This window comes from Pseudomonas sp. NFX183, from assembly GCF_047943075.1.
Taxonomy (GTDB): Bacteria; Pseudomonadota; Gammaproteobacteria; order Pseudomonadales; family Pseudomonadaceae; genus Aquipseudomonas.
In genome coordinates this window covers 1814760-1836213 of the sequence record NZ_CP181333.1, presented here as the reverse complement: position 1 = coordinate 1836213, position 21454 = coordinate 1814760, and the positions used below count along the sequence as shown (strand labels likewise).

Below are 21454 nucleotides of genomic sequence, written 5' to 3'. Positions count from 1 at the left end.
TGGGAGCCGGGCTTGCCCGCGATGGCGGTGGGTCAGTTGATGAATGTGGTGCCTGGTGCCCCTTTATCGCAGGCAAGCCAGCTCCCACATTGTTGATCTTCATGGATGCAGAGGTTGTGCCTGGCTTAAAAGGGCGCGTCGCCCAGAATCGTTGCGCGGTGCATCACCCGCCGTTGTGGCCGGTAGTCATCGACCGCGTAATGCTGGGTCACGCGGTTGTCCCAGAACGCTACGTCGTTCTCCTGCCAGCGCCAGCGGATGGTGAATTCTGGCCGTGTCGCATGAGCAAACAACAGCTTCAAAATCGCTTCGCTTTCGGCCGGCTCCAGCTCATTGATCTTGGTGGTAAACCCATCACTGACAAACAGCGACTTGCGCCCACTCACCGGGTGCGTGCGCACTACCGGGTGCGACAGCGGCGGGTTTTTCTTGCGGGTTTCTTCCCAGCGCGCCAGGTCTTCGGCAGTGTTGCCAAAACGCTCCAGCGGGAAGGATTTGGTGAAGTCGTGTGTGGCGGTCAGGCCATCGAGCAAGCGCTTGAACGGCGCCGACAGCGCCTCATACGCCGCAATGCCACTGGCCCACAACGTGTCGCCACCAAACGCCGGCAGCAGCTTGGCGCTGAGCACCGCGCCGAGGGCCGGCGTTGGCAGGAAGGTCACGTCGGTGTGCCATACGGCATTGTCACGCACGTCGGTCACGGCGGTATCCAGGATCAGCACTTCGGGCTGCTCCGGCACGTTGGGGTAAATCGGGTGAATGTGCAGGTCGCCAAAATTTGCCGCGAACCGCGCCTGTTGCTGTGGGGTGACGGCTTGTCCACGGAAGAACAGCACCGAGTGGGTGAGCAACGCCTGCTCGATGGCGTCGCGCTGTTCCAGGTTCAGCGGCTGGGTGATATCGACGCCACTGATCTGGGCGCCCAGGGCGGTGCTTAATGGCGTAACGGTCAGGTTGCTCATGCTCTTCTCACTCAATGTGCCTGGCCATGCCAGGGCACCCATTTACGCTGCAGGGCACGCAGGCCCATTTCCATGGCGAAGGCGATCAGGGCGATCACCAGAATCCCCAGCACCACCACATCGGTGACCAGGAACTGCGCCGCCGACTGCACCATAAAACCCAGGCCGCTGGTGGCCGCAATTAACTCGGCCGCAACCAAGGTCGACCAGCCAACGCCCAGGCCGATGCGCACACCGGTGAGGATGTCGGGCAGGGCGCTCGGCAGGATCACGTGGCGAATCAATTGGGCACGGGTGGCGCCCAACGACTGCGCGGCCCGCAGCTTGGCCGGGTCGACGGTGCGCACGCCGGTCGCGGTGGCGATGGCGATAGGCGCGAAGATCGCGAGGTAAATCAGCAGCACCTTGGACAGCTCGCCGATGCCGCACCAGATCACGATCAGCGGCAGATAAGCCAGCGGTGGAATCGGCCGGTAAAATTCAATCAGCGGATCGAGAATGCCGCGCGCGATGCGGTTGGCACCGATGGCAATGCCGACCGGCACGGCGGTCAGCACCGCAAAACCCAGACCCAGGCCGATGCGCTGCAGGCTCGCGCCCAAGTGCTGCCACAAGGTGGAATCCATGTAGCCGGTGGTCGCCAGCAGCCAGCCTTTTTGCAGCACGGCGGACGGTGGTGGCAGGAACAGCGGTTCGATCAAACCGGTAGCAGTCACCGCCCACCAGAGTGCCAACAAGGCAAACAAAGTGAGCACGCTGATCCACCGTGTGCTCAGGCTACGACGCACCGGAATAACGGCGTGAGCCACCGGCTTGGCGGCGGTGGCGGGGAGTTCGTAACTGCTCATGCGGACACCTGCCGTTGCGAGAACACTTTGCCCAGCACGTGCTCGCGGGTTTCGATAAAGCGTGGGTCGGACTTGATCGCGCGCGCCGATTCACCGGCGGCGTAGCGCTGGCCGAAGTCCAGGTGCAGACGCTCGACGATCTGGCCCGGGTTGGGCGCCAACAGGATCAAATCGGTGGCGAGGAACACCGCCTCTTCGATGTCGTGGGTAATCAGGAACACCGGCTTGGCCGTGCGCCGCCAGACTTGCAGGAGCAATTCCTGCATCTGTTCGCGGGTGAAGGCATCGAGGGCGCCGAAGGGTTCGTCCATCAGCAGCACACGCGGGTCGGCCGCCAGCGCGCGGGCCAGGCCCACGCGTTGCTTTTGGCCGCCGGAGAGTTGCCAGATACGGCGACTGTCGAAACCGGCGAGGTCGACCAGCGCGAGCATTTCCCGGGCGCGTACTTCGCGTTGTGCCTTGGGCACGCCGGCCAGTTCAAGGCCGAAACCGACGTTGGCCAACACGTCCTGCCAGGGCAGCAGTGCGTCGTCCTGGAACACCACGCCGCGCTCGGCGCTGGGGCCTTTGACCGGCACGCCGTCGAGGGTGATGCGCCCGGCAGAGGGTTCGACGAAACCGGCAATCAGGTTCAACAGCGAGGTCTTGCCACTGCCGGACGGGCCGAGGGCCACCAGCAATTGCTGGGGCCCAAGGTCCAGTGAAATATCAGACAGTACCGGTTCTGTGGCGCCTGGGTACTGTGCGCTGATGCGCTCCAGTTGTAGCAAGGCCATCGCAATGAACTCCTTGAATCAGTGAGTGATGAACTTGGCGCTGACGTAAGGGGCGTAGTCCGGCAGCACGGTGTCGACCTTGCCTTGCTCCTTGAGAAACGCGGCGGTGTCGGTCACAGCCTTGGTGGTCGGGGCGCCCAGCAGGGTCACCTGATCAGCGGCCAGCGGGTAGACGTTGCCTTGCAGCAGCAGTGGGATGTCACTGGCCTTGGCGCCGGAAAGCTTGACCAGCTTGTCGACGTTGCCTGTGTCGGCGAGCCACGCTTGTGGGTCTTTGCGGTATGCGGCGTAGGCGTCCAGCGTGACTTTGGCGAAAGCGGTGACGATTTCCGGGTGCTTCTCGGCGAAGTCTTTGCGCACGATCCACGCATCGAAAGTCGGCGCGCCGAATTTGGCCAGTTCGCCGGAGGTGATCAGCACCTTGCCGTTTTCCTTGGCCACGCCCAGGGCGGGGTCCCACACGTAGGTGGCGTCGATGTCACCGCGCTTCCAGGCGGCGATGATGGCCGGTGGCGCGAGGTTGAGGATGGTCACTTTCGAAGGGTCGATGTTCCAGTGCTTCAGCGCGGCCAACAGGCTGTAGTGGCCGGTGGACACGAATGGCACGGCGATCTTTTTGCCGATCAGGTCCTGCGGGCTGTTGATCCCTGAACCATTGCGCGCCACCAAGGCTTCGGCGCCGCCGATCTGGGTGGCGACGAGGAAGGTTTCCACCGGGACTTTACGGGTGACGGCAGCGGTCAGCGGGCTGGAACCGAGGTAGCCGATCTGCACGTCGCCGGAGGCGATGGCGGCGATGATGTCGGCGCCATTGTCGAATTTGCGCCAGTCGATCTTGGCGTTAGTGGCTTTTTCGTACGCGCCGTCGGCCTGGGCGACTTTCGCCGGGTCTACGGTGGTTTGATAAGCGATGGTGACATCTGCCGCCTGGGCAAACAGGCTGGCACCGGCCAGGGACAATGCAGCCAAGAGGCGCAGAGGGGTAAGCAGTTTCAAGGGGAAGCTCCTCAATCAGGCGGCCGAGGGTCGGCGTGCGAGGAGACTAAATGATCTAAGAACTCGAAAATAAATAACGTTTTAGAATTAGCTTATTAGAAGAAGAGTGAACGCAGGTATTCAATCAGACGAGGGCAAATGTGGGAGGGGGCTTGCCCCCGATGGCGGTAGATCAATCACTGATGGGTGACTGACACTCTGCTATCGGGGGCAAGCCCCCCCACATGTTGAGCCGGGTTCGGCTTCAGTTAGTTACTGATCGCCAGGATGCTCGCCTGGTACGACCCGACGAACACATCAAAGTCGCCGACCTCGTTCTGCTCCAGTTCCGCCTGTTGCGCCAGCGACGTGCGCGCCAGTTCTTCAAAACGCGCCTGCTCGTCGGCTGGCAGCGGCTCTTTACGGAAATGCTCGGCGTGCACCTCGCTCTGGTGCAGGGAGAATTGCGCAAAGCTTTCCTTGCGCTCGGCCATCGCTGCCAACACTTGGGCCGACGGCGTCAGGGACGGATCCTTGACCTTCGCCAACTGAGCGTCGAGCGCCTCGCTGTGCTCGGTAATGCCATGGCTCTGATCCAGCAACGCCGCCAACGGCGCAATCTGCTCCAGCAGCTCGGTGGCCCATTCCTTCATGTCCACAGGCTGGCCCTGACGCTGCAATTGCAGGCCCGGACGGCGACCTTCCTTGACCACGCTGAGGAAGTTGGAGGTGGCATTGCCGCACTCGTTGTTGGCGAACAGCGGGCTGTCGTTCAGTGCGCAATACAGCAGGAACGCGTCGAGGAAGCGCGACTCCGGCAGGTCGATACCCATCGGCAGGAACGGGTTGATGTCCAGGCAACGCACTTCGATGTACTGGATGCCACGGGCCACCAGCGCCTGGATGGGGCGCTCGCCGGTGTAGGTCACGCGCTTGGGGCGAATGTTGGAGTAGTACTCGTTTTCGATCTGTAGGATGTTGGTGTTGAGCTGAACCCACTCACCGTCCTTATGGGTGCCGACTTCGACGTAGGGCGCGTAGGGCGTTGCCACCGCTTCGCGCAGGCTGTCGGTGTAGCTGGCCAGATCGTTGTAGCACGGCGTGAGGCCGGCCTGGGCGTTGCTCTGGTAACCCAGGTCGCTCATGCGCAAGCTGGTGGCGTACGGCAGGTACAGCGTGTCGGCGTCCAGCACTTCCAACTGGTGCGAGCGACCGCGCAGGAACCCGGCGTCCAGGGCTGGCGAGGCACCGAACAGGTACATCAGCAGCCAGCTGTAGCGACGGAAATTACGGATCAATGCAATGTAGGCCGTGGACTGGTAGTCGCGGTCGGTGCCGACGAAACCTTCAGTTTCCTTGAGCAAGGGCCACAACTGCTCCGGCAGGGAAAAGTTGTAGTGAATGCCGGCGATGCACTGCATGGTCTTGCCGTAACGCAGGGCCAGGCCCTTGCGGTAAACGTATTTGAGCTGGCCGATATTGGAGGTGCCGTAGTAGGCAATCGGAATATCTTCCTCGGCCGGCAACGGGCACGGCATCGACGGGCTCCACAGGTACTCGTTGCCGAGTTTGCTGTAGGCAAAGCGATGGATCTTGTCCAGGCTGCTCAGGGTATCGGCCGGGTTGGGCAGGGCTGGGGTGATGAACTCCAGCAGCGATTCCGAGTAGTCGGTGGTGATCAATTCGTTGGTCAACGCGGCGCCCAGGGCTTCGGGGTGCGGCGTTTGTGCCAGGCGACCCTCACCCGTGACGCGTAGGCATTCGCGCTCGATGCCGTGCAAGCATTGCTCTAGCAGGGAAAGGTGTTCGCGCTTGCCGAGCAGGGCCAGGCGGCGGTTGAGAAGTTCGCTCAAGTTGGATTCCTTCACGCGTCAGTCGCCCCAATATGGGGGTGGGCAGGACGGTCTACAAGGGTGAAGTTAAAACTGGCGTTATCGCCTGGTTTTGAGTCGATTTGACCCGCTTTGAAAAAGCCTACTTCACTCCATGAATTGGGCTATAGCGCAGCAAGAAAATTCCGACGCTGTTGTCGCAGCGCCGAAATTAACTCAAATCGAGGGCGGGGAGCTATAGGACAGCGAATGTGCCTTGTGCTTTTGCGACCAGTTTGTCGTCCTGATACACCTCTGCTTCAACCACCAACGTGCGTCGACCTGCGTGGATAATTCGGCTGGTGCACAGCACGTCGCCGTCGGACACGGCACGGATATAGTTGATTTTGCACTCGATGGTCGCGCTCTGCTGGTCGAAGCCATGGGAGCTGGAACAGGCCAGCCCCATGGTGATGTCCACCAGGCTGAAAATCGCCCCGCCGTGGAGCTTGCCTGCACGGTTGCGCAGCTGCGGCTCCAGGGTCAGGGCCACCTCGGCAACGCCCTCGTCCAGGCGTTGCAGGCGACAGCCGATCAGCTCGCTGAACGCGCTCTGGGTCAAACCGGCCGGGATTTCCATCAGCGTTTCTTCAACTGTTTGGCATTGGCGAACAGCGACGCCATCGCGTTGTTGCTAGGCGCTGCGGTGGCGGTTTCTTTGCGCGGTGCGTTGTTCTGCGACTGGCGTGGCGCCGAGCCTGGGCGAGCGCCACGGGCACCGTCGATTTTCTCGCCGGGGGTGTCGCTCATGCGCATCGACAAGCCAACGCGTTTGCGTGGAATGTCGACTTCCATGACCTTGACCTTGACCACATCACCGGCTTTCACCGCCTCGCGAGGGTCTTTGATGAACTTCTCCGAAAGCGCGGAGATATGCACCAAACCGTCCTGATGCACGCCGATGTCCACAAACGCGCCGAAGTTGGTCACGTTGGTGACCACGCCTTCGAGGATCATGCCCAATTGCAAGTCCTTGAGGTCTTCGACGCCGTCCTGGAACTCGGCGGTCTTGAACTCGGGTCGCGGGTCACGGCCAGGTTTTTCCAGCTCTTGCAGGATGTCGGTGATGGTCGGCACGCCGAAGGTTTCGTCGGTGTACTTTTTTGGGTCCAGGCGCTTGAGGAACGCGGCGTCGCCGATCAGCGAGCGGATGTCGCGGTCGGTCTCGGCAGCAATGCGCTGTACCAGCGGGTAGGCTTCCGGGTGAACCGCCGAAGCGTCCAGCGGGTTGTCGCCGTTCATTACGCGTAGGAAGCCGGCGGCCTGTTCAAAGGTTTTTTCGCCCAGGCGTGCGACTTTTTTCAGCGCAGCGCGGGTTTTGAACGCGCCGTTTTCGTCGCGGTGAGTGACGATGTTCTGCGCCAGCGTGGAGTTGAGGCCGGAAATACGGGCCAGCAGCGCGACAGAGGCAGTGTTCACATCCACGCCGACCTTGTTCACGCAGTCTTCCACCACCGCATCCAGACCGCGTGCCAGTTTCAGCTGCGACACGTCGTGCTGGTACTGGCCGACACCGATGGATTTAGGGTCGATCTTCACCAGCTCGGCCAGCGGGTCTTGCAGGCGGCGAGCAATGGAGACGGCGCCACGGATCGATACGTCGAGGTCCGGGAATTCCTTGGAGGCCAGTTCCGACGCCGAGTACACCGACGCGCCGGCCTCGGAGACCATGACTTTGGTCATCTTCATGGCTGGGTATTTTTTGATCAGCTCGGCGGCCAGCTTGTCGGTTTCACGGCTGGCGGTGCCGTTGCCGATGGCGATCAGGTCCACGGCGTGCTTGGCGCACAGCGCGGCCAGGATAGCGAGGGTCTGGTCCCACTTGTTGTGCGGCACGTGCGGATACACGGTGGCGTGGTCCAGCAGCTTGCCTGTGGCGTCGACCACGGCCACTTTGCAGCCGGTACGCAGGCCAGGGTCGAGGCCCAGAGTCGCACGCGGGCCGGCCGGCGCTGCCAGCAGCAGGTCGTGCAGGTTGTGGGCGAAAACATTGATCGCTTCGGTTTCGGCGCCATCGCGCAGCTCGCCGAGCAGGTCGGTTTCCAGGTGGGTGTAAAGCTTGACCTTCCAGGTCCAGCGCACGACTTCACCGAGCCACTTGTCCGCCGGACGGTTCTGATTCTGGATGCCGAATTGTTGACCGATCATGCCTTCGCACGGGTGCATGGTGCCCGGCAGCTCGTCGCCGACCTTCAGCGCGGAGCTGAGAATACCTTCGTTGCGGCCGCGGAAAATGGCCAGTGCGCGGTGCGACGGCATGCTCTTGAGCGGTTCGTCGTGCTCGAAATAGTCGCGGAACTTGGCGCCTTCCTCTTCTTTGCCGGCGATGACGCGAGCGCTGAGGGTGGCTTCCTGTTTCAGGTAGTTACGCAGTTTTTCCAGCAAGTTGGCGTCTTCGGCAAAACGCTCCATGAGGATGTACTTGGCGCCTTCGAGGGCCGCCTTGACGTCGGCGACGCCTTTTTCGGCGTTGATGAAGCGCGCGGCTTCGGTTTCCGGGGTCAGCGACGGGTCGTTGAACAGGCCGTCAGCCAGGTCACCCAGGCCGGCTTCCAGGGCGATCTGGCCCTTGGTGCGGCGCTTCTGTTTGTACGGCAGGTAAAGGTCTTCGAGGCGGGTCTTGGTGTCGGCGAGTTTGATGTCGCGTTCCAGTTGCGGGGTCAGCTTGCCTTGTTCCTCGATGCTGGCGAGGATGCTGATGCGCCGTTCGTCGAGTTCTCGCAGGTAGCGCAAGCGCTCTTCCAGGTGCCGCAGCTGGATGTCGTCGAGGCTGCCGGTCACTTCTTTACGGTAACGGGCGATGAAGGGCACCGTGGAGCCTTCATCCAGTAGAGCGACGGCCGCTTCGACCTGTTGTGGGCGTACGCCGAGTTCCTCGGCGATGCGGCTGTTGATGCTGTCCATAAAACCACCTGAAATTCTGAAAGCAGCTCGCAGGCCCGGAAAACAAGGCGTTGCAAGGCTGGTTGAGCGGCCCGACTGGCGCCGCTACCTGGGTCAAAAGGCAGCCTGTTGACCCTCGAAATCGGAAAATTGCTGCCCGTCGCGGTAAAAAATAGCGAGGCAGCAAGCAGTAAAGTCTGACATTGCTCAGCGCAAAGGCGGCGCATTATAACCAGCGTTCTGCAGCTGGGGGGGATTGCGCCGAAGGTTGCAGGGCGCGCGTTCGCTGGCGGTAGAGGAAAAATCTGCTAACAATGCACACGGTGCGTATAACGGCAGCTACGCCATAATGCGCGCCGAGATAAGAGGAGCATCTAATGAGCAGCACTGCACAAACTGCTGAAGGCGAAAAAATTCTCATCGTTGATGACGATCCGGGGCTGAGCAGCCTGCTGGAGCGTTTTTTCAACTCCAAGGGCTACCGTGCCCGCGCGGTGCCGAACACCGAGCAGATGGACCGCCTGCTGGGGCGCGAAGTGTTCAATCTGGTCGTACTCGACCTGATGCTGCCCGGCGAAGACGGCCTCACCGCCTGCAAACGCCTGCGCGGTGCGAACAACCAGATTCCCATCATCATGCTTACCGCCAAGGGCGATGAGCTGAGCCGCATCAAGGGCCTTGAGCTGGGCGCTGATGATTACCTGGCCAAGCCGTTCAACCCGGACGAGCTGATGGCCCGGGTCAAAGCCGTGTTGCGCCGTCAGGCAGCCCCGGTTCCCGGCGCGCCAGGCAGCGAAGACGAAAGCGTCACCTTTGGCGACTATGAACTGTCGCTGGCAACCCGTGAGCTCAAGCGTGGCGAAGAAGTGCACATGCTGACCACCGGTGAGTTCGCCGTGCTAAAGGCCCTGGTGATGAACGCTCGCCAGCCGCTGACGCGCGACAAACTGATGAACCTGGCCCGTGGCCGGGAGTGGGATGCTTTGGAGCGCTCCATCGACGTGCAGATTTCCCGTCTGCGCCGCATGATCGAGCCGGACCCGTCCAAGCCACGCTATATCCAGACGGTGTGGGGTGTGGGTTATGTGTTCGTGCCGGATGGCACCGCAACCAAGTGACCGATGATTTGCAGGCGCGGGCATCCGGCGTTTGACTCCATGAGAGTCAACGGGATGCCCGGCGTCTGCAATTCTGCGAGCGCCGCTCGTTTCTGCAAGGTGTCCAGCCGTTTCCTATGAAAACCCCGTTGTGGTTCCCGCAAAGTTTCTTTTCACGCACCCTTTGGCTGGTGCTGATCGTCGTTCTGTTTTCCAAGGCACTGACGCTGGTTTATCTGCTGATGAACGAAGACGTGCTGGTGGATCGGCAGTACAGCCACGGCGTCGCCCTGACGCTTCGTGCCTATTGGGCCGTCGATCCCGAAAACCGTGAAAAGGTGGCCAAGGCATCGACGCTGATTAGAGTCGACGGCGCCGGTGTACCTGAAGGCGAGCAGCATTGGCCCTACAGCGAGATTTATCAGCGCCAGATGCAGGCTGAGCTGGGGGACGACACCGAGGTGCGATTGCGCATGCATGTTTCGCCTGCGCTGTGGGTGAGGGCGCCGAGCCTGGGCGACGCGTGGATCAAAGTGCCGCTTTACCCGCACCCGTTGCGGGGACAGAAGATCTGGAACGTGCTGGGCTGGTTCCTGGCGATCGGCCTGCTTTCAACGGCATCCGCCTGGATTTTCGTGCGCCAGCTCAACCAGCCACTCAAACGCCTGGTCTTTGCCGCGCGCCAACTGGGGCAGGGGCGCAGTGTGCGCCTGCCGGTCAGCGATACGCCCAGTGAGATGACCGAAGTGTACGGCGCCTTCAACCAGATGGCGGAAGACGTGGAACAGGCCGGGCGCGAACGCGAGCTGATGCTGGCGGGCGTGTCCCACGACCTGCGCACACCGTTGACACGGTTGCGATTGTCCCTAGAGTTGATGGGCAACCATAACGACCTCACGGATGACATGGTGCGTGACATCGAAGACATGGACGCGATTCTCGATCAGTTCCTGGCGTTTATCCGTGATGGCCGCGACGAAGTGGTCGAGGAAGTCGACCTGACGGACCTGGTGCGCGAGGTGGTGGCGCCCTACAACCAGAACGGCGAACAGGTGCGCATGCGCCTGGAGCCGATTCAGCCGTTTGCCTTGCGGCGGGTGTCGATGAAACGCCTGCTCAACAACCTCATCGGCAACGCCTTGCACCATGCCGGTTCCGATGTGGAAGTGGCGGCGTATGTGTCCGGCGACAGTACTGCGCCTTATGTGGTGTTGAGTGTGATGGACCGCGGTACGGGGATCGACCCGGCGGAACTGGAAGGCATCTTCAACCCGTTCACCCGTGGTGACCGTGCCCGGGGTGGCAAGGGCACAGGCTTGGGGCTGGCGATTGTGCGGCGGATTGCTTCAATGCACGGCGGCAATGTTGAACTGCGCAACCGGCCGGACGGTGGCCTGGAGGCACGGGTGCGCTTGCCGTTGGGGCTGATGCTGCCCAGGGACGCTGTCTAACAAACAACAAAGATCAAAAATGTGGGAGCGGGCTTGCCCGCGAATGCGGTGGACCAGTCAATAAATACATCGACTGACACTCCGTCTTCGCGAGCAAGCCCGCTCCCACATTGTTTTTGCAGGGTGGCAACGCTTGCCGCGTATCAGCCTTTGCCCTTGGTGCGCGTCATATTCGGCCCACCATTCTTTTCCAGATGCTGAATGATGATGCCCGCCACATCCTTGCCGGTGGTGGTTTCAATGCCTTCCAAGCCCGGCGATGAGTTCACTTCCATCACCAGTGGCCCGTGGTTGGAGCGCAGGATATCCACACCCGCTACCGCCAGCCCCATCACTTTGGCCGCCCGCAGCGCGGTCATGCGTTCTTCCGGTGTGATCTTGATCAGGCTGGCGCTGCCGCCACGGTGCAGGTTGGAGCGGAATTCCCCCGGCTTGGCCTGACGTTTCATTGCCGCAATTACCTTGTCACCCACCACGAAGCAGCGGATGTCCGCACCGCCGGCTTCCTTGATGTATTCCTGCACCATGATGTTCTGCTTGAGGCCCATAAATGCCTCGATCACCGATTCGGCAGCGGTCGCGGTTTCGCACAGCACCACGCCGATGCCTTGGGTACCTTCCAGCACCTTGATCACCAGCGGCGCGCCGTTGACCATGTCGATCAGGTCGGGAATGTCATCGGGGGAGTGGGCAAAGCCGGTCACCGGCAGGCCGATACCGCGCCGCGAGAGCAATTGCAATGAGCGCAGTTTGTCGCGCGAGCGGGCAATGGCTACCGATTCATTGAGGGGGAATACGCCCATCATTTCAAACTGTCGCAACACCGCGCAGCCATAAAACGTCACCGAGGCACCGATGCGCGGGATCACCGCATCAAAGCCTTCCAGCGGCTTGCCCCGGTAATGGATCTGCGGCTTGTGGCTGGCAATGTTCATATAGGCACGCAACGTGTCGATCACCACCATTTCGTGGCCACGTTCGGTGCCGGCCTCAACCAGGCGGCGGGTGGAATACAGACGCGGGTTTCGCGACAGCACAGCAATCTTCATGCAGCACCTGGGGCAGAAATAGTAGAGACCGGGAACACCGGCTTGTCTTGAACGTACTTGACGCCTGGACTGACCACCAAGTGGCCGTCAATCAGCGCCTTGGAGCCCAGCAACAGGCGGTAACGCATGGCCTTGCGACAGGCGAGAGTGAACTCCACTCGCCACACCCGATCACCCAGCGCGAGGGTGGTGCTGATCACATAGCGCACCTGCGCATGGCCGTTGGAGCTCTTGATGGTTTTCATCGTCACCACCGGCGCCTCGCAGCGGCGGTGACGCAGTTGCACCACGCTGCCCAGGTGCGCGGTAAAGCGCACCCACTTCTCACCGTCGCGCTCAAATGGCTCGATATCGGTGGCGTGCAGGCTCGAGGTACTGGCACCGGTGTCGATCTTTGCGCGCAGGCCAGCCACTCCCAAGTCGGGAAGTGCCACCCACTCACGCAGACCCACAACGGTCAAATGGTCAAATGTCTTCAATATGGGTAACCGATCAGTTCGCCCAGGCCTGTGGTGAAACCTTGGCCAGGGCTTTGAATGCAGGCTTGGCGAACCAGTAACCCTGCATCAGAAATATTCCGCAGTCGGACAGGAAGTCGCGCTCGCCGGCACTTTCGATGCCTTCGGCAATGACAGTAACGCCCAACTGCTCACAGATTGTGACAATCCCCTGGACGATTACCTGACGGACACGATCCTTGTCGACATCGCGAATCAGCGCCATGTCGAGTTTGATCAGGTCAGGTTGGAAATCGGCCAGCAGGTTCAGCCCCGAATAGCCCGCACCGAAATCGTCGATGGCGGTCTTGAAGCCGAATTCGCGGTATTCACGCAGAATATTGGTCAAATGGCGATAGTTATCTACGTGCTCGCTTTCCAGCGTTTCAAAAATCAGCTGGTTCAGCGGAAAGTTGTGCGCGCGGGCCGCCTCCAGGGTGCTGCGAATACACAGCTCGGGCCGGTACACGGCATTGGGCATGAAATTGATCGAAAGATGGGTTTGCATACCCAAGGCAGCGGCCCCGGCAATCGCTTGGGTACGACACCGCTGGTCAAAGCGGTAACGGTTGCTTGCGTTGACCTGGCCCAGCACCGACAGCGCGCCTTCGCCTTGCGGGCCTCGCACCAACGCTTCGTGGGCGAAGATCGAATGGTCTCGAAGATCTACGATAGGCTGATAGGCGAACGCGAAATCGAAACCCAGGGGTTCGCTTTGCTGGCAACCCACGCAACGCTGGTTTGGCGAGGTGAGTGAAATGGGGAAGTCGGTCACGGCGTATCCTCGCAAAAACAGGGTGGTGCCTGGCGTATCTTAGGTGAGCGTTGGGGTTTATGCGTCGAAGGGCTTCAACGGTAAAGTTGCGACATTTTTCAGAGCGAGGAATTCAAGTGGCTCAAAAGCAGGAAGAGGAAGAAAAAGTCCGTTTGGACAAGTGGCTGTGGGCAGCGCGCTTCTTTAAAACCCGTGCCCTGGCCAAAGCCGCTATCGAAAGTGGCAAAGTGCACCATCGCGGTGAACGCTGCAAGCCGGGCAAGGAGCCGCGCGTCGGTGATGAGCTGCAGATTCGGGCTGGGTTTGATGAGAAGACCGTCGTGGTGCAAGCCTTGTCCGTTGTGCGCCGCGGCGCGCCCGAAGCGCAGGCGTTGTACACCGAAACCGAGGCCAGTATCGCCAAACGCGAAAACGCGGCCGCCATGCGCAAGGCCGGGGCTACCGGTATGACGACCGATGGCAAGCCGAGCAAGAAGCAGCGTCGCGATTTGTTCAAGTTTCGCGGCAGTGGTAATGATGATTGATAGCGCAAATCTCCAGGTCAATGGAGATCAAATGTGGGAGCTGGCTTGCCTGCGATAGCGTCAGGCCAGCCAGCCTTTCCGTCACTGACCCACCGCTATCGCAGGCAAGCCAGCTCTCACATGCATCTACTTCGTCAGGCGGCAGTGCGTATGACGCTCAATCGCCCGATCACCGGCAGCTTACCGAGCAAACCGAAGATTGGCGCCGTCAGTCGCAGCAACCCATTCGACACCTTCGCCGCAAACGGCGTGTAATACCCCCATCCCAGCGCCAACAGGGCCAGCAATACCCCGCCGATATAGTCGTCTTGCCCCCAGTGCGCGCCGGCTACCAGCCGCGGCATCATGAACAACAGGGCCAAGCCCCAAATCACCAGCACCTGGCCGATGCGTTTGGCAAACACCGTCATGAACATGCCCCAGATCAGCAATACCGACGCGTGATCGCCGGGGAAGCTCTGGCTCGAACGGTCCTTCAACTCCCAGGTTTTTTCCAGACCAGGGAAGTAGTCACTCATATGAATCGCCCCGCTGATCACCATCGACGGGCTGCTGTGCTGCCAGCCCATCTGCGCCGCGAGTTTGGAAAACAGCATGCGGATGAACAGCAACAGCAGCAGAATGCCGAAAAAGCCGAAAAATGCCTGGCGCACTTCAATCGCCTTGAACACCCAATCTCCGCGAATCAGCAACGTCAGCAAAATCACGCCGACCACCGCGTCAAATGGTCGCAGACTGGCCACGGCCCACACATGCAGCCAGGTCGAATGACTCGCCAGCGGGTCATTGAGCAGGTGAAACAGCCATTCGTCGAAAATTACACACAGCATCTGGCCCGTGGGCCACAGCCAAAAACACAGCAGTCCGATAGCGAGTAGATTGCACAGTGCCCATCGCCGGAGGTTCCACTTGGCTTGGAACAAACCCGGATTGTTCATAAACTGTTCCTCTTCGCTCTATTTAGCTCTCCGTTTCCAGGAGAAAGCCGCACCAAGATGGTGCTAAAGCGTTTAATTTTATAAACCTTGTAATCATTTTGTCATCAATTCAGATACCCAGACCTATGACTGATCTACCGGATACCGACTTCACCCAACGCTTCATCTTCGACGAGAACGACGCCCGCGGCGAACTGGTCTCGCTGGAGCGCAGCTATGCCGAAGTCCTTGCCAAGCATCCCTATCCGGAGCCGGTTGCGCAGCTGCTTGGTGAGCTGATGGCGGCGGCATCGCTGCTGGTGGGCACCATGAAGTTCGACGGTTTGCTGATTTTGCAGGCGCGTTCCGAAGGCCCGGTGCCGATGCTGATGATCGAGTGCTCCAGCGAGCGCGAAATTCGCGGCCTGGCCCGTTACGACGCCGACCTGATCGCGCCGGACGCCACGCTGTCTGACCTGATGGCCAACGGCGTACTGGCAATCACCGTCGACCCGACGGAAGGCCAGCGCTACCAGGGCATCGTCGATCTTGACGGCGAAACCCTGTCGGACTGCTTCACCAACTATTTCGTGATGTCTCAGCAGGTCGGCACCAAGTTCTGGCTGAATGCCGACGGCAAGCGCGCCCGTGGCCTGCTGCTGCAACAACTGCCGGCCGACCGCATCAAGGACGACGATGAGCGCACCGACAGCTGGCGCAAGCTGACCGCCCTGGCTGGCACTCTGACCGCTGAAGAGCTGCTGGGCCTGGACAACGAAACCATTCTGCATCGCCTGTACCACGAAGAGGCCGTGCGCCTGTTCGACCAACAGGGCCTGCGCTTCCGTTGCAGCTGCTCGCGCGAGCGTTCGGCGAATGCCTTGGTCAGCCTGGGCCTGGAAGATGCGCAGAATCTGGTGGTGGAACACGGTGGCAATATCGAGATCGACTGCCAGTTCTGCAATCAGCGTTACCTGTTCGATGCCGCCGATGTAGCCCAATTATTCGCCGGCGCAGGCATCGACACCCCTTCCGACACCCGCCACTAAAACGTTTAAGCACAGGTAAATCACCTGACAAATGCCGGATTAGCGCAGTTCTGACGGGAGGGCCCTACTCTTTTTGGGCTTTTCTGGCATAATCCGGCCCACTTTTTTCGCGGTAGTAGTGCGCAACTTTCTACTACAAAACGTTTGGAGCACTCGGCCATAGGCCGACGGGGAACCTCATGACGCAAGCCAATAACGCCGTATACACCGATCTGAGTGTTGACGATCTGGTCAAAGAAGCCCTGCAGCGCGGTGAAGGCGTGCTTGCCGATACCGGCGCGCTGGTCGTAGAAACCGGTCACCGTACCGGCCGTTCTCCGGTCGACCGCTTCATCGTTGAAGAGCCCACCACCCAGGACGCCATTGCCTGGGGCCCGATCAACCGCAAGTTCCCAGCCGACAAGTTCGATGCGCTGTGGGCTCGCGTCGAGGCGTTCAACAACGCGCAAGAGCATTTCGTTTCCCACGTTCACGTAGGGGCTGCAGAAGACCACTACCTGCCCGTGAAAATGACCACCCAGACTGCCTGGCAGAACCTGTTCGGTCGTTGCCTGTTCATCAACCCGGCTCAGTACAACCCGGCCGGCCGTGATGAGTGGCAAGTGCTTAACGTGGCCAATTTCGAGTGTGTGCCAGAGCGTGACGGTACTAACTCCGACGGTTGCGTGATCCTCAACTTCGCCCAGAAAAAAGTCCTGATCGCCGGCATGCGTTACGCCGGTGAAATGAAAAAAGCCATGTTCTCGGTGCAGAACTTCCTGCTGCCGGCTGCTGACGTGCTGCCAATGCACTGCGCCGCCAACATCGGCGAAGAAGGCGACGTGACCCTGTTCTTCGGTCTGTCGGGCACCGGTAAAACCACCCTGTCCGCCGACGAAAGCCGTTACCTGATCGGTGACGACGAACATGGCTGGGGCGAAGGCGTGGTGTTCAACATCGAAGGCGGTTGCTATGCCAAGTGCATCGACCTCTCCGAGAAGAACGAGCCGGTTATCTGGAAAGCCATCAAGCACGGCACCGTGCTCGAAAACGTGGTGATCGACGATGCCAAGCACGCCGACTACACCAACGTCAGCCTGACCCAGAACAGCCGTGCCGCCTACCCGCTGGAGCACGTTGCCAAGCGTTCCGAGAAGAACCTGGGCGGTGAGCCAAACGCGGTGATCTTCCTGACCTGCGACCTGACCGGCGTACTGCCGCCCGTGTCGATCCTCAGCGAAGAACAAGCGGCTTACCACTTCCTGTCCGGCTACACCGCGCTGGTGGGCTCGACCGAAATGGGTTCGGGCAGCGGCATCAAGTCGACCTTCTCCACCTGCTTCGGCGCGCCGTTCTTCCCGCGCCCGGCCGGCGAGTACGCAGAGCTGCTGATCAAGCGCGTGCGCGGCTTCGGCTCCAAGGTCTACCTGGTCAACACCGGCTGGACCGGCGGCGGCTACGGCGTCGGCAAACGCTTCAACATCCCGATCACTCGCGGCGTGATCGCAGCGATCCAGAGCGGCGCGTTGATCGGCGCTGAGACCGAACACCTGGACACCATCAACCTCGACGTGCCATTGGCCGTACCGGGCGTTGAGACTGGCCTGTTGAACCCACGTAACACCTGGGCTGACAAGGCTGCCTACGACGAAGCGGCGAAAGCGCTGGCGGGTCTGTTCATCGAGAACTTCAAGAAGTTTGAAGTGAGCGACGCGATCAAGGCGGCCGGGCCTAAGTTGTAAGGTTCAAGCTGTTAAAAGCCGCCCCTAGTGGGCGGCTTTTTTATGCGCGAAAGGTTAGTCGGCGATGTGCAAAACCACTGCGCCGGCCAGCACGAATGCAACGCCCAACACTTGCACCGCCGACAACCGTTCCTTGAAAAACACAAATCCCAGCACCGCCGCAATCCCACCCGACAATGTACTGATCACCGTCACCACTGAAACCGACCCCGCCATCGCCCCCCACGAAAACGCCGAGAAACCCCCGAGGTTCATCAAGCTCGCACCGGTCAATGTCGCGCAGTTTTTCAGCGGTGGAATCTTCAGGCCATCTTTGATCTTCAGCACCATCACCACCAACACGCACAGGCCTACCAGGTAACCCAGCCACAACATGGTGATCGGTCCCAGTGCCGGCAGCGTGTAGCGGCCTTGCAGCCAGAAGCTGGTGCCGTACAGCAAGGCGGCGAGCATGGCGTAGGCAATGGAGAGGCGTGGGTGGTTGTGCGGGACGCCGTTGCCCTTGTGGATGCTGGACAGGCTCACGCCGACCACGCACACGCCGATGCAGCCCAGTTGGACCAGGCTGATGTGTTCGCCGCTGGCCCAGGACAGCAGCGTCGTGACCACGCCGTACGATGTCACCAGCGGCGCGACGATGGCCGCTTTGCCCAGAGCGAAAGCCTTGGACAGCGCGAGGGCGCCCGAGACGGTGAGCAGCGCGGCCGCGATGCCCAGGAGCCAGACGCTCAACGGGGCATTCAGGGATTTGAACAGGTAGGCCGGGAAGATGACCAGCAGCCAGGTCATGATCAGGAAACCGAGGGCTTGGCCGAAGTACACCGCGCGTTTAACGCCGACAGCCCGGGCATTGAGACCCACAAGAAAGTCCGTGCCACCCCAGAGCAGGGCGGCCAGCAGGCCCATTAATACGTCCATGTACGGTCCTTGGTATGTAGGCAATTCGCCAGGTTAGCGCATCGCCAATGTGGGAGCGGGCTTGCCCGCGAATGCGGTAGATCAGTGAGCGATACTCTACCTGACACACCGCATTCGCGAGCAAGCCCGCTCCCACATTTGAGCCTCAGTGTTGTTCAGATCAACTGAGGTTTTCCAGGGTCTGGGTGTCCCAACTATGGGTCTTGATGGCCAGGTAGAGCATGCCAATGGTCAGCGGCACTTTATCGCCTCGGCCTTTGGCGCGGCGTTTGAGGAACACATCGAACACCGGCGGTTGGAAGTAACGGTAGGCATCGTAGTCGCCCAGATCGACTGCAAAATCCTGCTCCAGCGCTTCCATGAATTGCTTGGCCTCGGCGCGGTCGCAGCCAAGGTCGAAGTTGAGCGAGGTTTCAAGGCGAAGGGTCTTGTGCTTCGGCAGGCCGATTTCTTCGTGCAGCAATTGCAGGAGCTGCTGCATGACGGGGTCTTCGGGGAAGTTGGGGGCCAGGTTCATGGTGGGAGCACGCAGAAGTGGGTGAGGGGGATGGTTGCGTTGTCGGCGGAATTTGTTTCGGGTGATGAAGAGTAGCAACCCTAACAAGAATATGAAGACCGGTATGAATGGCATTCTGAGGATCACCGCTATGTAGGGTAGCAGGAACGTCAAAGTGAGACCTGTGGTGAGACAGGTGATGGCGAAGCGCTTTCTAAGCGTGGGGTCGGTGATCTGGTAATGCACCACCATATAGATAAGGAGAAAAATCGCGGATTGAAGGTAAAGGTCCATGTGATCAAGACTCGTCTGAGTGGACATGCATTGAGAGTGTTGACCGCTGAGGCCCGATTCCTCCTCTCACATTTGCGTCCAATCCGATGATGATGTCACCTGCGTGATACCTGCGAAGCTTGCCGGAAATCGTATCGCCAACTAAGCCAGCCGTTACCGTTGATATAGCTATCCCCGGGGCTTTAATCGCACCGGAAATTATTTGTTTGATGAACACGTTTTGATCGTTTAACCGGTCGGCCTGGCTCCGTCTCAGCGGCTGGGAAATCGCGACTGCTATCTCGCAGGGTAAATCTCGGGCCAACATTTTCTCATACAAGCTGCGTATCTGATCGCGCACTTGTCGCGCAGCTGTTTTTGCTTCAAGCAGGCACAGGTTAGCCAAGGCATGCCGACTTTCAGGCACAACAGTGAAGCGAATCACTATGAAGGTGACGCCATAGTGGCCGATGTGTTGAGTCCTTTCGATGTTCACGGGTTTTCGCCTGGACAGTTGAGAAGGCGCTAGTTTCGGTCATGGGAAGGGGCGTTATGTAGAGGGGTTAGCAGGTGTTTTAAGTAGTTTGGGAATAGGGCTACGCGGTGTTTGCCTGTTTCTCACAGAGGTTTCCGGCATTTACGGTTTGACAGTGTTTTTTTCAGCTACATCTATCAAATGTGGGAGCTGGGCTTGGCCGCTATGGGGGGGCAGGCGCTGAAATATAGCCTGATTTACCGCTATCGCCGCGGTGCCACGATTCGACAAGCCAGCTCCTACAGGGTTTAGCTCAGTGGCTGGCTTGGGTGTGGTTGCTCATCGACCGTCGGTTGCAGTTGCACGTGTTGCGATGCTTCCAGCAGATCACAGCCATCCTGCACCAGCAGGTAAAGAGCATTGATGATGTGGGAGATGTCTTTGAGGTCGGCGTGTTCGTAGGTAAGGCAGGTGAAGGTTTCCAGTAAGTCGGTGGCAGCGCGGATGCGCTGGTGTGCGGCGGACTGGATGTCTTCGGCGGTGGCTTCAGTGTCGATGACGAGAGGGTGGGTGTTGGTGAAATTGGTGCGCAGAAGGCGATAGCGATTTTCGGACGGATTTATAGCGTTCATTTATTTGAATCTCTGTGTAGTTAGAGGACCGCCATCATCGTGACCAAGCGATGGGTGGCGGACTGTGTCCAGGTTGGTCAACCGGCAGAGATTCACCCGGCACGCCCGAAGGCGTCCCAAACACAGCCGCCATGAAGCGTGTGGGCACAGGAGTGCCTACGACATCTGAAGGTGCGTATGTGAACTCTGTATCGGGTGACCAAACCCGATCGCTGATTGTGCAGCGAGGGGCGAACTATAGGTGGGTGGGGTGGGATGGTGCAATACAGGCAAGAGGCTGTTTAGCGAGGTACGCTGATACACCGCTCAAAAATCGCCTCAAGCCCCCGATAATCACACGCCACCGCATCAATGTTCGCCGGTATCCACGCCGCTTGTTTCACCAGCCACCAATTCACTGAAAAACCGGCATTCACAATGATCTGTTCGAACAAAATCCGCTGCGCGCGGCCATTGCCTTCACGAAAGGGGTGGATGACGTTGAGGTCGCCATAAGCCTCGGCAATCAGCGGCACCAGTTCAGCCTGGGTCGCGCCTACATACCAATTGCCTTGTTCCATATGCCGAATGATTTTCGCCGCTTCCGGCGGAATGCGTTCCGGCGTGCAGAACAGGGTATCGCCTTTCTGGATGTTGACGCTGCGCAGCTCCCCGGCCCAGTCGTAGATATCGCCGAACAGGGTGCGGTGGATGTGTTGCAGTCGTTCGAGGCCGTAAGGCGGAGGATAGAGTGGGAGGCTGCCTACAGCAATTTCGGATAGTTCGCGCTCGGCTTGATGCAGGAGTATTTCATCGCGCAAATCGAGGCGGTTGCGCAGGACACCGCTATCGGGGTAGCAGTACGGATCCTGGCCCACCCCGTATTTGTCGAGCATCAGTGCGGAGTTTTGCGGTACTTGGCGAGGACGGCTTCGCGGGTCGGCAGGGGTTTGTCGACATCGGCCGGTTGGGTGTCGAACCCTTCCAGGCGCAGGCTTGCCAAGTAATTGGAACGACGGATCTTGTGGTAATGATCCTGTTTTTGCTCAAACGTCGGTTCGCTCATTGCAGCGTACTCCTGGGTCGCAAGGGTTGATTGTAGCGCAATGCGTCAAAGGGTAGGCGGGATAAAACCACATCAAACTGGATCGTCCCTACGCGCAGCACGAGGAGCGAGCTGTTGGGTAAAACCTCGCACTTCGGCCCAAGGCCATCCTCCAGGCTGTGTATCATCCTGTCTCTTTTTTCCTTGTGACCTTTCTCGATTCGCTGAGCGCGCTGGTCTA

At 59.9% G+C, this 21454-nt stretch carries 22 protein-coding genes; 5 read left to right on the top strand and 17 right to left on the bottom strand.

Annotated elements, in window-relative coordinates; translation table 11 throughout:
• Positions 1-125 precede the first annotated feature (125 nt).
• The 7 genes from tauD to ACM530_RS08555 form a co-directional block, all read right to left on the bottom strand.
• Positions 126-962 (bottom strand): taurine dioxygenase, encoded by an 837-nt coding sequence (tauD, locus tag ACM530_RS08585; RefSeq protein WP_416364589.1) that lies wholly within the window; start codon positions 960-962, stop codon positions 126-128.
• Positions 963-973: 11 nt separating this feature from the next.
• Entirely contained in the window at positions 974-1810 is an 837-nt protein-coding gene (gene tauC / locus ACM530_RS08580) for a taurine ABC transporter permease TauC (RefSeq protein ID WP_145159790.1), read from the bottom strand.
• Positions 1807-2586, bottom strand: coding sequence for a taurine ABC transporter ATP-binding subunit (tauB, locus tag ACM530_RS08575; protein ID WP_064450187.1), 780 nt, complete (start codon positions 2584-2586; stop codon positions 1807-1809). The genes tauC and tauB overlap by 4 nt, the downstream gene beginning before the upstream one ends.
• A gap of 18 nt (positions 2587-2604) precedes the next feature.
• Positions 2605-3582: a taurine ABC transporter substrate-binding protein gene (tauA, locus tag ACM530_RS08570; protein ID WP_416364588.1), complete on the bottom strand. Its 978-nt coding sequence runs from the start codon at positions 3580-3582 to the stop codon at positions 2605-2607.
• Positions 3583-3830: 248 nt separating this feature from the next.
• Complete coding sequence (gene gshA / locus ACM530_RS08565) at positions 3831-5414, bottom strand: glutamate--cysteine ligase (RefSeq protein WP_404486335.1); 1584 nt, start codon at positions 5412-5414, stop codon at positions 3831-3833.
• A gap of 214 nt (positions 5415-5628) precedes the next feature.
• Positions 5629-6012, bottom strand: a complete 384-nt coding sequence (locus tag ACM530_RS08560; RefSeq protein WP_404486337.1) for a PaaI family thioesterase — start codon at positions 6010-6012, stop codon at positions 5629-5631.
• A complete protein-coding gene (locus ACM530_RS08555; RefSeq protein WP_119738198.1) occupies positions 6012-8336 on the bottom strand; it encodes a Tex family protein in 2325 nt (774 codons plus the stop codon). The genes ACM530_RS08560 and ACM530_RS08555 overlap by 1 nt, the downstream gene beginning before the upstream one ends.
• A gap of 356 nt (positions 8337-8692) precedes the next feature.
• Here ACM530_RS08555 and ompR point away from each other — a divergent pair, with 356 nt between their 5' ends.
• Entirely contained in the window at positions 8693-9433 is a 741-nt protein-coding gene (gene ompR, locus ACM530_RS08550; protein ID WP_053255745.1) for a two-component system response regulator OmpR, read from the top strand.
• Between the two features lie 116 nt (positions 9434-9549).
• On the top strand, positions 9550-10863 hold the full coding sequence (locus ACM530_RS08545; protein ID WP_145159800.1) for an ATP-binding protein: 1314 nt from the start codon (positions 9550-9552) through the stop codon (positions 10861-10863).
• Between the two features lie 143 nt (positions 10864-11006).
• On the opposite strand, the gene rimK is transcribed toward ACM530_RS08545, so the two are convergent.
• From rimK to ACM530_RS08530, 3 genes are read right to left on the bottom strand one after another with little or no spacing between them, the layout of a single operon-like run.
• Positions 11007-11912: a 30S ribosomal protein S6--L-glutamate ligase gene (gene rimK, locus ACM530_RS08540; protein ID WP_025855543.1), complete on the bottom strand. Its 906-nt coding sequence runs from the start codon at positions 11910-11912 to the stop codon at positions 11007-11009.
• Positions 11909-12373, bottom strand: coding sequence for an ATP-dependent zinc protease (locus tag ACM530_RS08535; protein ID WP_370004704.1), 465 nt, complete (start codon positions 12371-12373; stop codon positions 11909-11911). The genes rimK and ACM530_RS08535 overlap by 4 nt, the downstream gene beginning before the upstream one ends.
• A 31-nt stretch (positions 12374-12404) precedes the next feature.
• Entirely contained in the window at positions 12405-13184 is a 780-nt protein-coding gene (locus ACM530_RS08530; protein WP_145159802.1) for an EAL domain-containing protein, read from the bottom strand.
• A 116-nt stretch (positions 13185-13300) separates the two neighbouring features.
• Between ACM530_RS08530 and ACM530_RS08525 the strand changes: the two genes are divergently transcribed.
• Complete coding sequence (locus ACM530_RS08525) at positions 13301-13708, top strand: RNA-binding S4 domain-containing protein (RefSeq protein ID WP_053255749.1); 408 nt, start codon at positions 13301-13303, stop codon at positions 13706-13708.
• A gap of 134 nt (positions 13709-13842) precedes the next feature.
• Here ACM530_RS08525 and ACM530_RS08520 read toward each other — a convergent pair whose 3' ends face one another.
• Complete coding sequence (locus ACM530_RS08520) at positions 13843-14646, bottom strand: phosphatase PAP2 family protein (protein ID WP_119738193.1); 804 nt, start codon at positions 14644-14646, stop codon at positions 13843-13845.
• Between the two features lie 125 nt (positions 14647-14771).
• Here ACM530_RS08520 and hslO point away from each other — a divergent pair, with 125 nt between their 5' ends.
• Positions 14772-15674: an Hsp33 family molecular chaperone HslO gene (gene hslO, locus ACM530_RS08515; RefSeq protein WP_145159804.1), complete on the top strand. Its 903-nt coding sequence runs from the start codon at positions 14772-14774 to the stop codon at positions 15672-15674.
• A gap of 179 nt (positions 15675-15853) precedes the next feature.
• Positions 15854-17395: a phosphoenolpyruvate carboxykinase gene (locus tag ACM530_RS08510; RefSeq protein ID WP_416364587.1), complete on the top strand. Its 1542-nt coding sequence runs from the start codon at positions 15854-15856 to the stop codon at positions 17393-17395.
• 54 nt (positions 17396-17449) lie between these two features.
• Here the strand turns inward: ACM530_RS08510 and ACM530_RS08505 are convergent, their stop codons facing one another.
• From ACM530_RS08505 to ACM530_RS08480, 6 genes are all read right to left on the bottom strand, one after another.
• A complete protein-coding gene (locus tag ACM530_RS08505; protein ID WP_416364586.1) occupies positions 17450-18313 on the bottom strand; it encodes an EamA family transporter in 864 nt (287 codons plus the stop codon).
• Between the two features lie 160 nt (positions 18314-18473).
• Positions 18474-18830, bottom strand: coding sequence for a DUF1493 family protein (locus ACM530_RS08500; protein WP_145159808.1), 357 nt, complete (start codon positions 18828-18830; stop codon positions 18474-18476).
• A gap of 277 nt (positions 18831-19107) precedes the next feature.
• On the bottom strand, positions 19108-19578 hold the full coding sequence (locus ACM530_RS08495; protein WP_416364585.1) for a hypothetical protein: 471 nt from the start codon (positions 19576-19578) through the stop codon (positions 19108-19110).
• A 287-nt stretch (positions 19579-19865) separates the two neighbouring features.
• Positions 19866-20189, bottom strand: a complete 324-nt coding sequence (locus ACM530_RS08490; RefSeq protein WP_145159812.1) for a hypothetical protein — start codon at positions 20187-20189, stop codon at positions 19866-19868.
• 281 nt (positions 20190-20470) lie between these two features.
• Entirely contained in the window at positions 20471-21064 is a 594-nt protein-coding gene (locus ACM530_RS08485) for a putative adenosine monophosphate-protein transferase Fic (RefSeq protein ID WP_145159814.1), read from the bottom strand.
• Positions 21064-21234 (bottom strand): YhfG family protein, encoded by a 171-nt coding sequence (locus ACM530_RS08480; protein ID WP_096236773.1) that lies wholly within the window; start codon positions 21232-21234, stop codon positions 21064-21066. The genes ACM530_RS08485 and ACM530_RS08480 overlap by 1 nt, the downstream gene beginning before the upstream one ends.
• Between the last annotated feature and the right edge of the window lie 220 nt (positions 21235-21454).